13 protein-coding genes and 1 pseudogene are annotated in these 15787 nt (G+C 67.4%); 11 read left to right on the forward strand and 3 right to left on the reverse strand.

The genetic code is table 11. From position 1 onward, the window contains the following. Positions 1 to 150 precede the first annotated feature (150 nt). From pdhA to AC1DGE_RS05125, 3 genes and pseudogenes are all read left to right on the forward strand, one after another. Complete coding sequence (pdhA, locus tag AC1DGE_RS05115) at positions 151 to 1410, forward strand: pyruvate dehydrogenase (acetyl-transferring) E1 component subunit alpha (RefSeq protein WP_441416884.1); 1260 nt, start codon at positions 151 to 153, stop codon at positions 1408 to 1410. Then, positions 1407 to 2519 (forward strand): alpha-ketoacid dehydrogenase subunit beta, encoded by a 1113-nt coding sequence (locus AC1DGE_RS05120; protein ID WP_476892034.1) that lies wholly within the window; start codon positions 1407 to 1409, stop codon positions 2517 to 2519. Before pdhA ends, AC1DGE_RS05120 begins: the two co-directional genes overlap by 4 nt. Before the next feature lie 2 nt (positions 2520 to 2521). Then, positions 2522 to 3992: pseudogene (locus AC1DGE_RS05125) on the forward strand (dihydrolipoamide acetyltransferase family protein). A gap of 9 nt (positions 3993 to 4001) precedes the next feature. On the opposite strand, the gene AC1DGE_RS05130 reads toward AC1DGE_RS05125, so the two are convergent. Further along, the gene (locus AC1DGE_RS05130; protein ID WP_441416887.1) at positions 4002 to 4934 is read right to left on the reverse strand and encodes a LysR family transcriptional regulator; all 933 of its coding nucleotides are present in this window, start codon (positions 4932 to 4934) and stop codon (positions 4002 to 4004) included. Between the two features lie 171 nt (positions 4935 to 5105). Between AC1DGE_RS05130 and hisD the strand changes: the two genes are divergently transcribed. The 8 genes from hisD to AC1DGE_RS05170 all read left to right on the forward strand — a co-directional run bounded on the left by hisD (position 5106) and on the right by AC1DGE_RS05170 (position 13336). After that, positions 5106 to 6425, forward strand: coding sequence for a histidinol dehydrogenase (gene hisD / locus AC1DGE_RS05135; protein ID WP_441416888.1), 1320 nt, complete (start codon positions 5106 to 5108; stop codon positions 6423 to 6425). 27 nt (positions 6426 to 6452) lie between these two features. Further along, the gene (locus AC1DGE_RS05140; protein WP_476917021.1) at positions 6453 to 7268 is read left to right on the forward strand and encodes an ABC transporter substrate-binding protein; all 816 of its coding nucleotides are present in this window, start codon (positions 6453 to 6455) and stop codon (positions 7266 to 7268) included. Positions 7269 to 7355: 87 nt separating this feature from the next. After that, the gene (locus tag AC1DGE_RS05145) at positions 7356 to 8009 is read left to right on the forward strand and encodes an amino acid ABC transporter permease (protein WP_476892036.1); all 654 of its coding nucleotides are present in this window, start codon (positions 7356 to 7358) and stop codon (positions 8007 to 8009) included. After that, complete coding sequence (locus AC1DGE_RS05150) at positions 8002 to 8838, forward strand: amino acid ABC transporter ATP-binding protein (protein WP_441416891.1); 837 nt, start codon at positions 8002 to 8004, stop codon at positions 8836 to 8838. The genes AC1DGE_RS05145 and AC1DGE_RS05150 overlap by 8 nt, the downstream gene beginning before the upstream one ends. Before the next feature lie 136 nt (positions 8839 to 8974). Then, positions 8975 to 9790, forward strand: a complete 816-nt coding sequence (locus AC1DGE_RS05155) for an MBL fold metallo-hydrolase (RefSeq protein WP_441416892.1) — start codon at positions 8975 to 8977, stop codon at positions 9788 to 9790. Positions 9791 to 10049: 259 nt separating this feature from the next. Next, positions 10050 to 11312, forward strand: coding sequence for a MinD/ParA family ATP-binding protein (locus tag AC1DGE_RS05160; protein ID WP_476892037.1), 1263 nt, complete (start codon positions 10050 to 10052; stop codon positions 11310 to 11312). A 16-nt stretch (positions 11313 to 11328) separates the two neighbouring features. Next, positions 11329 to 12063, forward strand: a complete 735-nt coding sequence (locus AC1DGE_RS05165) for a GAF and ANTAR domain-containing protein (protein WP_441416894.1) — start codon at positions 11329 to 11331, stop codon at positions 12061 to 12063. A 58-nt stretch (positions 12064 to 12121) separates the two neighbouring features. Then, positions 12122 to 13336 (forward strand): MFS transporter, encoded by a 1215-nt coding sequence (locus AC1DGE_RS05170; protein WP_441416895.1) that lies wholly within the window; start codon positions 12122 to 12124, stop codon positions 13334 to 13336. Positions 13337 to 13340: 4 nt separating this feature from the next. On the opposite strand, the gene AC1DGE_RS05175 is transcribed toward AC1DGE_RS05170, so the two are convergent. Both AC1DGE_RS05175 and AC1DGE_RS05180 read right to left on the reverse strand, forming a co-directional pair. Beyond that, complete coding sequence (locus tag AC1DGE_RS05175; protein ID WP_476908410.1) at positions 13341 to 14579, reverse strand: aminotransferase class I/II-fold pyridoxal phosphate-dependent enzyme; 1239 nt, start codon at positions 14577 to 14579, stop codon at positions 13341 to 13343. A gap of 182 nt (positions 14580 to 14761) precedes the next feature. Beyond that, positions 14762 to 15685, reverse strand: coding sequence for a phosphatase PAP2 family protein (locus AC1DGE_RS05180; RefSeq protein ID WP_476892039.1), 924 nt, complete (start codon positions 15683 to 15685; stop codon positions 14762 to 14764). Positions 15686 to 15787 lie beyond the last annotated feature (102 nt).

Here is a 15787-nt window from a genome sequence, read left to right on the forward strand (position 1 = left end):
ACCTCCGCCGGTAATCCAGCTCACATTTACGTTTTGTCTTTCAGGTTAGGGCAAAATCCGGGACTTCTCCATGATTCCGCCCGGGGGTGGATACGAAACGGTCCCCGGGACCATACTGGGAGCGAATAGTGGCTACAGAAAGACGGACCAATGACGATCTCCGCAGACCACCCTGCGCAGCAGCCTGTGGCCGCGCAGCAGCCGGCCCCCGGGCAAGCGGCCTCCGCCGCGACGGAAAATCCCGCCAGCGAGGCCGTGCGCAAGTTCGGCATCACGGTCGAGGACTACATGCTTCCCGCCCGGCACCCGATCCAGATCGTGGGACCCGACGGCGCGCCGAACGCGCACACGGAGCAGGGCGCCCAGCCCGGCCACGAATACGGCCTCCCGGGGGACGCGGAACTGATGGCCGCCTACGAGCAGCTAGTCGTCGGCCGCCGCGTCAACGACCAAAACTCCGCGCTGGTCCGCCAGGGCCGGATGGCCGTCTACCCCTCCAGCCACGGCCAGGAGGCCTGCCAGGTCGCGGCGGCGCTCTGCCTCTCCGACGGGGACTGGATGTTCCCCACCTACCGCGACTCGGTGGCCGTGATGGCCCGCGGCGTGGACCCGGTCCAGACCATGACGCTGTTCCGTGGCGACTGGCACGGCGGCTACGACCCCGCCAAGCACAAGGTCGGCATCCAGTGCACGCCGCTGACCACCCAACTGCTCCACGCCGTCGGCGTCGCCCACGCGGCCAAACTCCGCGGCGAGGACACCGTTGTCCTGGCCATGTGCGGCGACGGCGCCACCAGCGAGGGCGACTTCCACGAGGCACTGAACTTTGCCGCCGTGTTCCACCTCCCGGTGGTCTTCTTCGTCCAGAACAACCAGTACGCCATCTCCGTGCCGCTCGCGCACCAGTCGGTCGCGCCGTCGCTCGCGCACAAGGCCGTCGGCTATGGCATGGCCGGCGAACGCGTGGACGGCAACGACATTGTTGCGCTCCTGGCCGTACTCGGCCGGGCCGTGAAACTGGCCCGCGACGGTTCCGGCCCGCTCCTGGTGGAAGCGCACACCTACCGGATGCAGGCCCACACCAACGCCGACGACGCCACCCGTTACCGTCAGGACAGCGAAGTGGCCGAATGGGTCGCCAAGGATCCGCTGAGCCGGATGAAAACCTACCTGACGGAGCGCGGACTGCTCGACGACGACGGCGCCGCCCGGATCGCGGAAAAGGCCGAAACCGTAGCCGCGCAGCTGCGCGAGGGCCTGGGCGAGGATGTCCCCGTAGATCCCCAGGACCTCTTCAAGTACGTCTTCTCCGCCCCGACCCCGCAGCTGAAGGAACAGTCCGCCATGCTCGCCGACGAACTGGCACGCGACGCCGCCTCCGCCACGACTTCCGAGGAGTCCGCACAATGAGCCCCACCGTCACCACCTCCTCCGAGGCGAACAACAACGTCAGTTCCGCCACGGCCCGGGCCGCAGCCAAGGCCGCCGTAGAAGCCGAAAAGACCGGCCCGCAGACCATCACCCTGGCCAAGGCGCTGAACACCGCCATGGCCGACGCCATGCACGCCGATGCCTCGGTCCTGGTCTTCGGCGAGGACGTCGGCATGCTCGGCGGCGTCTTCCGCATCACCGACGGGCTCACCAAGACCTTCGGGCAGAGCCGCTGCTTCGACACCCCGCTGGCCGAATCCGGCATTGTCGGCATGGCCGTGGGCATGGCCATGAACGGCATGCGCCCGGTCATCGAGATGCAGTTCGACGCCTTCGCCTACCCGGCGTTCGAACAGATCGTCAGCCACGTCGCCAAGATGCACAACCGCACCAAAGGCACCGTGAAGCTGCCGATCGTCATCCGCGTCCCGTACGCCGGCGGCATCGGGGGAGTGGAGCACCACTGCGACTCCTCCGAGGCCTACTACGCCCACACCGCTGGCCTCAAGGTCTTCACCCCGGCCACCGTGGCCGACGGCTACCGGATGCTCCGCGAAGCCATCGACTCGGACGACCCGGTGATGTTCATGGAGCCCAAGAAGCTGTATTGGTCCAAGGACCAGGTGGACCTGGACGCGCTGCGGGCCGAGCACGCCGCGAACGCCGAACGCGGGACCTCCTCCGAGGGCCGCGCCGCCGTCGCCCGTCCCGGCACCGACGCCACACTGATCGCCTACGGCCCGTCCGTCCCGACGGCGCTCGCCGCCGCGGCCGCCGCCGCCGAGGAGGGCCGCTCACTTGAGGTGATCGACGTCCGCTCGATCGTGCCGTTCGACGACGAGACCGTCTGCGCCTCGGTCCGCAAAACCGGCCGCGCCGTTGTCATCGCCGAAGCCCACGGCTTCGCCTCCGTGGCTTCCGAGATCGTGGCCCGGGTCCAGGAACGCTGCTTCCACCACCTGGCCGCGCCGATCCGCCGCGTCACCGGCTTCGACGTGCCGTACCCGGCGCCGAAACTCGAGCACTACTACCTGCCCGGCGTGGACCGCATCCTCGACGCCGTTGACGACCTCCAGTGGGAAGACTGACCATGACCGAACCGAAAGTATTCCTCCTGCCGGACCTCGGCGAAGGCCTCACCGAAGCCGAGCTCGTCAGCTGGCTCGTAGCCGTGGGTGACGAGATCCGCGTCGACCAGCCGATCGCCGAGGTGGAGACGGCCAAGTCCATGGTCGAGGTCCCCTCGCCGTACGCCGGCACCGTCGCCGTGCTGCACGGCGAGCCCGGCCAGACGCTCGACGTCGGCAAGCCGCTGATTTCTGTGACTCCTGTTGGTGTCTCCGTGTCCGGCGGTGGGGCCCCCGGTACGGGTGCCCGGGAGGCCGGCGCGGATGATGCCGCCAGTGGCGCCGCCACAGGCAATGCCGCCCCCGCCCCTTCGCTACCGCGAGGAGGAGAAAGCCGGGTCCGGGAATGTGCTGATTGGGTATGGGACTCCGGGCGGGCACGGGGTTGCTCGGCGGACGCGGGCACCTAAGCGGGCCGTATTGGCCGAGCCTGTGGCTCAGGTGTCTGCGGCGGAGAAGGCTGCGGACGATCTCTTGCTGATGCGGACGCGGGTTCCGGGGAAGCTGGGGGCCGTCATTTCTCCGCTGGTCCGGCGGATGGCGCGGGACCATGGGGTTGATTTAGGGGAGCTGCAGGGTTCCGGGACGAGCGGGCTGATCATGCGCCGCGACGTCGAGGCCCTGATCAAGCCGGCTCCGGCAGCTGGGCGACCCGCGGCGCAGCCGGCGGAAACGGCGCTGCCCGCCGCCGGTGGCACCGATGCGCGGACCGGGCTGGGCATTTCCGGGCGCACCCCGGTCCGGGGCGTGCGCAAGGCCGTGGCCGCGAACATGAGCCGCAGCCGTTCCGAGATTCCCGAAGCCACCGTGTGGGTGGACGTGGACGCCACGGCGCTCGTGGAGCTTCGTGCCGCGTTGAAGAAGACGGATCCGCACCACGCCCCGGGGCTGCTGGCGTTCATTGCCCGGTTCGTCACCGCCGGGCTCAAGAAGTTCCCGGAGCTGAACACCCGGATCGTCACCACCGAGGACACCACGGGCGGGGCCAGCCAGGAAATCGTGGCCTTCGACGGCGTCAACCTGGGGTTTGCGGCGCAGACGGACCGGGGTCTGATGGTCCCCTCCGTGCGGAACGCGGACAAACTCAGCGCCCGGGAACTGGATGCGGAGATCCGGCGGCTCACCGCCGTCGTCCGCGACGGTAAAGCCACGCCGGCGGAGCTGGGCAGCGGCACTTTCACGCTGAACAACTACGGCGTCTTCGGCGTGGACGGTTCCGCGGCAATCATCAACCACCCCGAGGTGGGCATCCTCGGCGTCGGACGCATCATCGACAAGCCGTGGGTGGTCAACGGGGAGCTTGCCGTCCGCAAGGTCACCGAGCTGACGCTCACCTTCGACCACCGCGTGTGCGACGGCGGAACCGCCGGCGGTTTCCTGCGCTACGTCGCCGATGCGATCGAGAACCCGGGGGCCGTGCTGGCCGATCTCTGAGACTGCCGGCTAGTGCACGGTGCCGCGGCCCGGGACCTGGCCCGGCGGCACTTTGGACAGCAACGTCCGCGCTGCCATCTGGGCCATCTTCCGGGTCGCCGGCGACAAGTAGGCGCCCTCCCGCTGGATGAGGGCGATCGTGTCGAACAAGGGCTCGGCGAAAGGGACGGCATGGACGTTTTTCGGAAAACCGGGTCCTCTGACAATCGCCTGGGGGACAAAAGAGTCAGCCGCCCCTGCGGCGACCAGGCCCAGGGCGGTGTCGACATGTTCCACCTCGATGGCCGGATCGATTTTCAGCCCCTTGAGATGGGCGCGTTCCAGAATCTGCCGGCGGGTGGGGTCACGCCAGCCGGCGAAGGCGTCATAGAGGACCAGTTTCGACTCAGCGAGCTCCTCAATGGTGACCGGGCCGCGTGAAGGATGCCGGGTGGCCGACACGAAGAAGACTTCGTCCCGGAAGAGCGGCCGAACCTGAAGGCCCGTTTCCGCCACCGGCAGCACGATCAGCCCGGCCTCTATTTCTCCCGACGCCACGGACTCGGCCACGGTCACCGAGTTCAACCCGACGAGGCGCACCCTGACCTTGGGGTACCGGCGGTGGAAGCGCTGCACCAGGTCGGCGAGGTCGTAGTGGGCTCCGTACCGCAGCACTCCAAAAGTGCAGACGCCTCCCTCCAGCGCCGACATGGACCTCAGCGCCTCGACTCCGTTGTCGAACGAGGTGACCGATTGCAGTGCGTGGACCCGCAGTTCCACAGCCGCTGTGGTAGGAATGAGCCGCCGGCCGCCGCGGGTGAACAGGCTGTGCTGCAGCTCATGTTCGAGCCGGCTGATGAGTTCGGAGACGGAGGCCTGGCTTGTTTCCAGCTTTCGTGCCGCAGCGGTGAAGGAACCGAGTTCGTAGGCCGCTAAGAAGGCCCGGAGTTGCGCGAGTGTCATGGCTAACCCTGGCTCTCAGTAAGACATTCGGCAGGTTTGCGGACAATGGTGCGGGGTGGACCGCTCGGGTGGCGCGGGCAAAATCAGCTGGCTTAAGCATAGGGCCACCCTGTATGAGGCACATGTTTGGGTCCCGTTGTGCGATGGCACACGCGTCAGTAGCTTTAGGCCATGCACATCACCCAGCGTGACAAGGCTCACATTCCGGGAAACTTCACCACCCTCAAGGCGCCCGCCATCGAGGACGTGCCAGCGCAAAGGCTTCCCGAAGTGGTGGCAACGGTATCCGCGATGCTCGGCGAGATCGAGGCCCGCGGAATGGACGCGGTCACCGAGTACGCCCGGGACCTGGACGGGTGGCAGGGCACGAACCTGGAGATCAGCCAAAACGAGCTGGCAAAGACCGGTGAGTCGCTCTCCCCGGAGCTTCGGGAGGCCCTGCTGGCCAGCGCCGAACGGACCAGGCTGTTCGCGGTAGAGCAACGCGAACACCTCACCGATTTTGAAGTCGAGCTCATCCCGGGAGTCTTTACCGGACAAAAGTACGTGCCGGTGGCGCGCGTCGGCGCCTACCTCCCGGCAGGACGGTTTCCGATCCTTGCCAGCGCCTTCATGACGGTGGGGGTCGCCAAGGCCGCCGGCGTTCCCAACGTCCTGGCCTGCACGCCGCCAACCGCCCAGGGCGGGGGCAACCCCGCAGTGCTGTACGCCGCGTACCTGGCCGGCGTGGACAGGGCGTTTGCCCTCGGCGGGGTGCAGGCCCTGGCCGCCATGGCCTTTGGGCTCCTGGGGGAGCAACCGGTCGACATTCTGGTCGGCGCCGGCAACGCGTACGTGACCGAGGCCAAGCGGCAGCTGTTCGGACGTGTCGGCATCGACCTGCTGGCGGGTCCGTCCGAGGTCGCCGTGATCGCCGACGAATCTGCCGATGCGGAGCTCGTGGCCGCTGATCTCCTCGGCCAGGCCGAACACGGCCCGCAGTCGCCGGCTTCCCTCGTAACCACCTCCCACGAGCTGGGAGAAGAGGTCATCAGGCACATCAGCAAGCAGCTGCGGACGCTGGCCACACGGGACATTGCAGGGCCGGCCTGGCGGGACTACGGCACCGTGTATGTGGCCGAGGACCGGGAAACGGCAGTGCGGATCATGGACCTGCTGGCACCGGAACATCTGGAAATCCAGACCTCGGACGACGTCTACTACCACCAGAACCTGCAGAACTACGGCTCCATCTTCCTGGGCCCGTGGTCCACGGTGGCCTACTCGGACAAGGGCTCCTCCGGCACGAACCATGTGCTTCCGACCGGAGGCGGCGCCCGGTCCTCCGCCGGGCTCTCCGTGTCCCGGTTCCTCAAACCCCTTACCTTCCAGCGGGTCGAAAAAAGTGCAACCCCGCGGCTGGCCAACTACGTCACCACGATCTCCGACACCGAGGGAATGGCAGCCCATAAGGCCACTGCCACTCTGCGGCTCGACCGCTTCAACCGGTAGAAATCCATCACTAGCAAAAGGCGCCTCATGATGAATACAAAAATCCTCCGCAAGCGTTTCGCTGCATTGGTGCCCATGGGCGTTGCTGTGGCCCTCGCCATGACCGCCTGTGGCTCCGGAGGCGGCGGGGGCGGGGCCAGCGGCGGCGGTGAGCAGAAGACCATCACCATCGCCACGTCCAACGACGCCCCCTTCTCCTTCACAGACCAAGCCTCCGGCGAGCTCAAGGGCATTGACGGGGAAATGATCAACGCCATCGCCCAGGCCAAGGGCTGGAAGATCAAAGTCTTCACCTCCGAATACGCGACCCTGATCGCCGCACTCAACGCCAAAAAAGCCGACGTGATCGTGGACGCCATGTATATCACCGACGACCGCAAGAAGCAGATCAACTTCACCGACCCCTGGTACACAGAAGGTGAAGCGATGGTGGTCCCGGCAGACTCAACGCTGGCCTCACGCGACGACGTGAAGGGCAAGGTTCTTGGCGCCCAGACGGGCACCGTGTTCAAGGACCTCGTTGACAGCCTTGGCGGCAGCCAGGTCAAGCTGTTCGACTCGCAGGCTTCACTGCTTGCGGCCGTGGAAAATAAGCAGGTTGATGCGGTCTTCACCGACAGCGCCGTGATCGGCTACAGCCTGGTCCAGAAGCCGAACCCCAAGCTGAAGCTCGTCTCACCCTATAAGCCGTTCTACCCGGGCATCATCGGGGCCGGCGTCCGCAAAGAGGATTCGCAGCTGCTGCAGGACCTGAACTCCGGGMTGGCTGACCTCAAGAAGACCCCCAAGTACCTGGAGATCCTCAAGAAATACGGGCTGACCGAAGCCAACGCCGTCAAATAAGTTCCAGCTTCATGCGGGGCCGGCGGGCGTGCGATCCGCAACCGCGGAGCACGCCGGCCCCGCCCGACCCTAACCTAGGGATTTTCAGTGGACTTTATTACCAACACCATGGCCGTGTTCCCGGCACTCCTGCAGGCCGTTCCCGTCGTCGTGCAACTGGCGCTTGGCGCCATGGCGCTGGCCCTCGTGCTGGGCCTCCTGATTGCCCTGGCCCGGATCTCCTCGATCAAAATCCTCCGCGGCATCGCCACGGTGTACCTGGAAGTGATCCGGGGGACTCCGCTGCTGGTGCAGCTTGTCTACATCTTCTTCGTCCTTCCCAGCATCGGCGTGAGCATCGAACCTGTCCCGGCCGGCATCCTGGGCCTGGGCCTCAACTACGCGGCCTACCTGTCCGAGGTCTTCCGCTCCGCGATCCTCTCCGTGGAGCATGGCCAGACCGAAGCCGCGCTGTCCCTGGGCTACACGCCCTCCAAGACGCTGTGGAAGGTGGTTATTCCGCAGTCCTTCGTGGTCTCCATGGGGCCGATTGGCAACTACTTCATAGCGATGATCAAGGACACCGCACTGACGTCGGTGATCGCCGTGACGGAGATCCTGAAGACCGCCAACATCCTCAACAGCCAGACATTCCAGACCACGGCCATCTATACCGCCGCGGCCCTTCTTTATCTGATCATCAGCCTCCCACTCTCACGCGTCGTGGTGGTGCTTGAACGAAAGGCACGGGCCAATGGCTGACGAGACCATCATCGACGTCCGCGACGTCCACAAGACGTTCGTTTCCGAGACGAAACCGACCTTGTGGAGAAGGCTTTCCGGCAAACCGCACGTGCAGAAACGGGTGGAAGTCCTCAAAGGCGTGGACCTCGTGGTGCACCGCGGCGAAACCATCGCCATATTGGGCTCCAGCGGATCCGGCAAAAGCACCCTGCTGCGCTGCATCAACAAGCTTGAAACCATCGACGCGGGACGCATCTACGTCAACGGCCACCTGATCGGCTACGAGGAGCGCGGTGGCGAACTCATCGCCGAGAAGGCGTCCATCACCGCGCAGAAGCGAACGGACATCGGCTTCGTATTCCAGCACTTCAACCTGTTCCTGAACAAGACGGCGCTGGGGAATGTCATGGCGCCGTTACGCGACGTCAAGAAGCTTTCAGCGGCGGAAGCGAGGAAAGTGGCTGTCCCCAACCTCGAAATGGTGGGCCTGGGCGACAAGATGGACAACTACCCCAGCAAGCTCTCCGGAGGCCAGAAGCAGCGGGTGGCCATTGCCCGGGCCCTGGCCATGGAGCCGAGCGTCATGCTGTTCGACGAGCCGACCTCCGCCCTGGATCCGGAGCTGGTGGGCGAGGTTCTGTCCGTGATCAAGAAAATCGCCCAGCAGGGCACAACCATGGTGATCGTCACCCACGAGATGCAGTTCGCCCGGGACATAGCAGACCGGATCGTTGTCATGGATCAGGGAGTCATCGTGGAAGAGGGGCCGCCCAGCCGGATTTTTACCGCGCCGCAGCATCCGAAAACACGGGCGCTCCTCAGCCGCTCGGGCATCCTGCCGGCCTAGACAGCTGGATCCCAGGGGGCAAGTTGCCGGACGCGGACGGGTGCCGCTTCCGGGCTTTCCGTTTGCCCCGCGGGTAGAATCGAGGCCAGAACATCGCACCAACCATGCCGGCGCACCGCCGGAATACGGAGATTTCATGTCACGATGGCTCGAGGTCGGTCAGGACAACTACGTACTGACCACCCAAGGATCCCTGCTCAACACCGGCCTGGTTGTGGGCACCGAACGAGCCATGGTGATCGACACCGGCGGCGGGCCCCGGCAGGGCCGGGAGATCCTCGATGCCGTGCGCGAAAAGACGCAGCTGCCGCTGGTGGTCGTCAACACGCATGCCCACTACGACCACTTCTTCGGCAACGCCATTTTCGCTGACGACGGCGTGACCGAGTTCTGGGGGCACGAAAACTGCGCGGCGGACATCGAAGAGAACGGCGACGCCCAGCGGCACTTCGTCGCGGCGGCGGAACCGGAAATGGCTGCCGGCGAGGGCAGCTCGGTGGAGCTGGTGGTGCCGAACGCGATCGTCAAGGACCAGCCCGTCCTGGTGGACTTGGGCGGCCAGACGGCAACACTGTTCTACCTGGGACGCGGGCACACCGACGGCGACCTGCTCGTGGGGACGGGCACCACGCTGTTCGCCGGTGACCTGGTGGAACAGGGCGCACACCCGTCCTTCGAGGATTCCTTCCCGGAGGAGTGGGCCGATGCCCTGCGGCACCTGTCCGCGTTGCGGCACCGCTACGAATTCCTGATCCCGGGCCACGGCGAACCGTGCAGCGACCAGTTCGTCAAAACCATGGCCAACACCATGAGCACCGCCGTGCGGCAGGCCACCCAGGCCACCCGCGAGACGCCGAACGACGCCACCAAAGCCGTACCGATCCTTCCGTACGGACCGGAGCAGTCCCGGTGGTTCATCCGGCGTCTGCAGGAGACCCGCGCCCACCACTGAGGCGGGCCCCAAGACGGGCCACGGATCCGGCCGAAGCTAAGCGTGCTGGCGACTGCGCCTAGACTGGCTCTTTGAAAGAAGTCACAACAAGCGCCGCAGCGTGCTCCGCTGTGAGTCCTGGGGGAGAAACCAAAAGATGCCCGAATCGGTGGAAGACAACTCAGCTGCCACTGCTGAAAACTCAGGACAGCCTGAACTTCGCCGTCGCCGCGACCTGCGTCGTGCCGATGGTGAGAATCCAGCTGTCCGGACAGGAACCATGCCGGTCGTCAACCCCCGCAGCATCCCCGCGGAGCCCTCGGAAGCCCCTGCCCGTCCGGCCCCGCCGCGCAGCAGCTCCTGGGCCCAGGCCGCCGAGGCCGCCGATGAACGCTTTGGAAACCCTGCTACCGGAGCCACTCCGGTGATCAGCCAGGTCCCGGCGGCGCCGCGGCCGCCCGTCGCCCCGCCGACGTCGGCGGCGCCGGCAGTGCCGCAGGAGCCGGAAGAGTTGGCCGTCCCCGTCCCCGACGCCGCAGCCGCCTCCGTGCCGCCGCAGCCCACCCGCGCCACCCGCTCGGCCAGCCGTGCCGCCGCCCTGGCCGACGCGCCGATGCCGGACTTCATCAGCTCGCCAGGCCTCTTTGTCCGCGAACAGAAGCCCCGTCCGGTCGGCGGCTTCCGCGGCGCCCTCTACAACCTCACGGGCGGCAGCCTGAACCTCGGACCGAGTGCCCGGCAACGCGAGGAGGACGAGCTCGCGCGCCGGATTTCCCGCCAGCTCCAGGGCAGCTACAACACCGCCGTGCTGAGCCTCAAGGGCGGTATCGGCAAGACCTCCACCACGGTGGGCGTCGGACTGACCCTGGCCGAATACCGCGGCGATCCGCCCTGCGCGATCGACGCCAACCCGGACTCGGGCGACCTCGTGGAGCGCGCCCTCGGCGAGGGGATCTACCAGCAGCAGGCCCCGCGGACCATCAGCGACCTGCTCCGCAACGTCGAATCCATCGACTCGCTGACGGCCCTGGCCCGCTACATGCACCATGCCGGCCGCCTGCACCTGATCGCCGGGGAACAGGATCCGGAGGTGTCCGATTCGCTCACCGCGGAGGAGTACCTGCGGATCCGCAAGCTCATCTCCGGCTACTACTCCGTGGCCCTGACCGACTGCGGCACCGGCGTCACGCACAACGCGATGAGCGGGATCCTGCAGTCCGCGGACAACCTGATCATCGCCGCTGGCTACGCCGTCAGCGGCGCCAAGCGCGCACGTAGCACCCTGCACTGGCTCGCCAGCCACGGCTACGAGGACCTTGCACGGAACGCCGTCGTGGTCATCACGGACAAGGACGAAGTCTCCTCGCGCGTGGACAAGGACGCCATCGAGGACCACCTCTCCGGCATCTGCCGCCAGCTGATCGCCGTCCCGCACGACCGCGGCGTGGCCGACGGCGACCTCGTCACGCTCGATTCCCTCCGGCCCGAGACCCGCCGGGCATACCGGGAGATTGCCGCCGCGATCGTCGACGGCTACGTTTAGCCGCTACATTTAGGCCATGAGCAAGTACGCCGGGAACGACGCCGCCATCCAGCTGCAGGACCTCATTGTGGGCACCGAGAACGTCGAGGACTTCCTCGACCGCCTCGCGGAATTTTCCGCGTCCACCCTGAGCCACTCGGTCGGGGCGGACATCGAATGCGGCGTGACGCTGCAGCGGCGGAAGAAAACCATGACCGTGGCCGGCAGCAGCAGCAACGCCGTCATGCTCGACCGGATCGAGCAAAGCCTGGGCGACGGCCCCTGCATCGAGGCGCTGCGGACCCGGGGCATCGTGCTCCTGGCCAATGTGGACACGGACCCGCGCTGGCCCGAATACCAGCAGCAGCTCGCCGCCCACGGCTGCCGCAGCACCCTCGGCGTACCCCTGGAAATCGGCGAGGACTCGGCGGCCGCGCTGAACTTCTTCGCGTCCTCGACCGGAGTCTTCACCGCGGCAATCGTGGCCGAGGCCTCGGGGTTCGCGGACCTCGCCGGCCGGGCGCTGCGCCTGGCCGTCCGGATCGGCACCGCCCAGGCCCGAGCCGAGGACCTGCAGGCAGCCATGGAACACCGCACCTCCATCGACCTGGCCTGCGGCGTCGTGATGGCGCAGAACCGCTGCTCGCAGGACGAGGCGATGGCCATCCTTACCCGGGTTTCCAGCAACCGGAACCAGAAGCTGCGCGACGTCGCGGCGGATGTGCTGAAGAACGTCACGGGCGGCGAAATCCACACCCACTTCGACAGCTGAACCTCCGTCCGGCTGAACCTCCGGCCGGCTGGGCACAGCCGGACCTAGGATGGAAGGGATGACCACGACACGCCCCGCCGACTTCAGCCTCCGCAGCATCGCCGTCCCCGCCTTCGGCCCGGCACTGCTGTTCAGCATCGGCGAAGGCGCGATCCTGCCCGTGGTGGCCTTGTCTGCCCGGGACCTGGGCGCCTCGGTCGCGGTCGCGGCCCTGGTCGTCACGCTCATTGGACTCGGTTCGTGGTTCTTTAACCTGCCGGCGTCACTGATCACCCTGAAGTTCGGCGAGCGCTGGGCGATCGTCGGGGCGGCAGCCGCGAGCGCCGTCGCCCTCGCCGCCGCCGCTGTTTCCCCGCTGGTGCCGGCCGGGATCTGGCTGCTGGCCGCGGCGATGGTGGTGGTCGGCATGGCCGCCAGCGTCTTCAGCCTGGCCCGGCAGAAATACCTGACCGAAGCCGTTCCGGTCATCCTCCGCGCCCGGGCCCTTTCGACCCTCGGCGGGGTCAACCGGATCGGCATCTTCATTGGCCCCTTCATCGGCGCCGCGGTGATGCAGTTCGGCGGCATCACCGCCGCCTACTGGGCCGGCGTCGTGGCAATGGCCGCCGCGGCATGCCTGTCCGTCACCATCCCGGACCTCGTTGTGGCGGCCGGGCCGACGGCCGGCACCCCGGCCCCGCAACCCACGCTGCGCAGCGTCGCGGCCTCCCACGCCGGTGTGTTCCTGAGCGTCGGCGTCGGGGTCCTGCTGCTCAGCGCGTTGCGCGCGTCCCGCCAAGTGGTCATCCCGCTGTGGGCCGAACACCTGGGCATGGACGCCACCCAGGCCTCGCTGATTTATGGCATCTCCGGGGCCATCGACATGCTGGTCTTCTACCCTGCCGGAAAGCTGATGGACCGCAAGGGCCGCCAATGGGTGGCGGTGCCCTCCACGCTCATCATGGGCACGGCCATGCTGCTGATCCCACTCAGCACCGGATTCGTGGGCCTGCTGCTCGCCGCACTCCTGATCGGTTTCGGCAACGGCATCAGCTCCGGGCTGAACATGACGCTCGGAGCCGACTTTTCGCCGGACAACGGCCGCGGGCAGTTCTTGGGTATCTGGCGGTTCATGGCCGACGCCGGCGCCACCGGCGGGCCGGTGCTGCTCTCCGGCGTCACGGCCGCGGCGTCGCTGGGCGCCGGCGTGGGCGCCACCGGCGTGCTCGGCTTCGCCGCGGCCGCCGTCTTCGCCATCACCATTCCGCGGCTCAAACACCGCCGCAACTACTGAGGTGTCAGGTACTCGCCGGGGACGCCGGCAGGGGGCCGGCGCCGCCTGCGCGCCGGAACGCGGCGGCAAAGAGCGGCAGGCTGCGCTCGATCATTTCCTCGCTCGCGGTGAGCGAGATCCGGAAGAACCCCGGCGTCTCGAACAGCGTGCCGGGCAGCACAAAAACCCCGTCCTCCGCGAGCGCGTCGGCGAATGCGTCGTCGTCGCCCCCGCCGGGGGTGCGCACGAAAAGGTAGAACGTGCCTTCGGGCGGCCGGAGCCGGTAGCCCATCGCGGTGAGCGCGTCCACAAACACGTCCCGCTTGCGCTGGAGCCGGCCGATGTCGATTGAAAACTGCTCAAGCCGCGGCAGGACGTACTGCATGACGGCGTTCGGAAAGACCCAGCCGCCGGCCATCTGCAAGGCCGCGATGGCCCCGCGCAACGCGGCGCTGTCCGGCATGGCGGGGGACACCGCGAGGTAGCCGATCCGCTGCCCCGGGGCCAGATGGGTCTTGCCGTAGGTGTAGGCCAGCAGGGTGTGGGGATAGTATTCGGCCGGGCTGTGGAAGCGGGCTCCGTCGAAGATGATGCGGTTGTAAGCCTCGTCCGACACGAGGTAGATGCGGTGCCCGATGCGGGACGACTCGGCCTCCAGCAGCTCAGCCAGCTGCGCCAGGAGGGACGGCGGATAGATCCGTCCGGTGGGGTTGTTCGGGGAGTTCACGATCACCGCGCGGGTGCGCTCCGTGACGGCCGAGCGGATGGCCGCCAGGTCCAGGTCCAGGCTGTCCGCGTCGATCGGGACCTTCACCGGCACCAGCCCGGCCTCCACGGCGAGGGGTTCGTAGAAGAACCACGGCGGCAGGCTGAAGATCACCTCGTCACCGGGATCGCCGACGGCTTTCAGGGCCACGCTGATGGCGGAGAACCCGCCGGTGGTAAGGAAGATGTCTTCCGTTCCGAAGTCCACCCCCACATGCGTCCGCAGCGAGTCGGCCGCGGCGGCCCGGGCCGCGGTTTCGTTGGTTTTGTAGGCAAACCACTTCTCATTGCGCGGGGTGATGACCTCCCGGAGCGCGTCCACGTAGCTTTCATCGGGCATCTCGTGGGGGTTGCCGAAGGTGAAGTCGCAGACCCCCGGGTCGTCCTGGCGCCGGGCGTACACGGAGCCTGTGAGGTAGGCGTTGATCCGCAGTTGGGAGGGTACAGAGGCCAGCCGTGTGGCCCGCCGGGATGCCGGTGATGCATCACTGTAGCTCATGGCGCGTCCCCTTGGTCTGGGCAGGATGAAGGCAAGCAAAACCGAAAGGAGTCAGGGCGCTGCTGAGCCCGTGGAGACTCCGGAGGTGATCATTCTGGGCCTGCCCCGGACGGTTGTAAAGGGAACGACGGCGGCAGCACCGGGCCTGCCGGCCGGTACGGCCCCCGGCGTGGGGCGGGCGCTCAGGCGCCGGAGGCCGCGCGTCGGCGTCGTGCGGCGTGGCCAAACAGCCACACACCGGCGACCGTGGCGAGGTAGCCGGTGATGACGATCAGCGAGGTGCCGGCCCAGAAGTAGTTCGTTGTGCTGCCCTCCTGCCCCGGTCCCGGGGCGATCTTCAGCAGCGAGTACGTGGCCACCGCTGCGGAGGTGAGCCCCGCCAGCACCGGGACGGCAACCCACAGCCGGGCGGAGGCCCAGTGACCGTTGTAGCCGTCCCACACGTTCCACCTGGGACCCTTGCGCATGATCAGCCAGCCAGCCGGCAGCATGAACACCCCGACCACCAGGAAAGCGGCCACCACGTCGGCGGGCCGGTGCCACTGGTTGATGAGCGTGGAGACCCCGGTGGCGACGGCGAAGCTGCCGCCCAGGAAGCCGGCCAGCGGCCGCCAGCGCGGCGAGACCATCAGGAACACCGCGGCCGCGGCTGAGGCGGCCAGGGTGGTGTGTCCGGACGGAAGGGAATTGAATTCCAGTGTTTCGATCCCGCGGAACGGCCGCACCGGGACCAGGTCCTTCAGGACCTGGGTGGCGACGTTGGCGCCCGCAGCGGCGGCGATGGCGATGCCCGCGGCCGCCCAGCGGCGGCGTGCCACGGTCACGAAGATGACCACCACGGACGCGATCAGCGCCGAAAGCGCGGGCAGCCAGTCCAGGAGTTTGTTGCTCGCCTTCCCGGCCGCGCCGTGGATTTCCACGGCCTCCACCAGCGCGGATTCGTCGATGAACTGGCCGGTGGTGGTGCGCACGAAGAAGTAGTAGGTGGCGGCGAGGGCAGCCACGCAGCCAAGGGTGCCCAGCAGGAAGAGGAATCCGGTGGCCCTGCCCGGTCCGCGGGGCGCCGGGCCGGGCGCGGGATTCACGTCCGGTGCACCCGCTGACATGGGTTGAATGCTGCGTGTCTGCCGAAAACTCACCCCTACAGGTTCCCACAGAACGCTGCGAGGCTTCTGAGGGGAAGCTGGCGGTGTCGGGGAGGATTGACC

The sequence above is a fragment of the Arthrobacter sp. 05N425 genome (assembly GCF_056397125.1).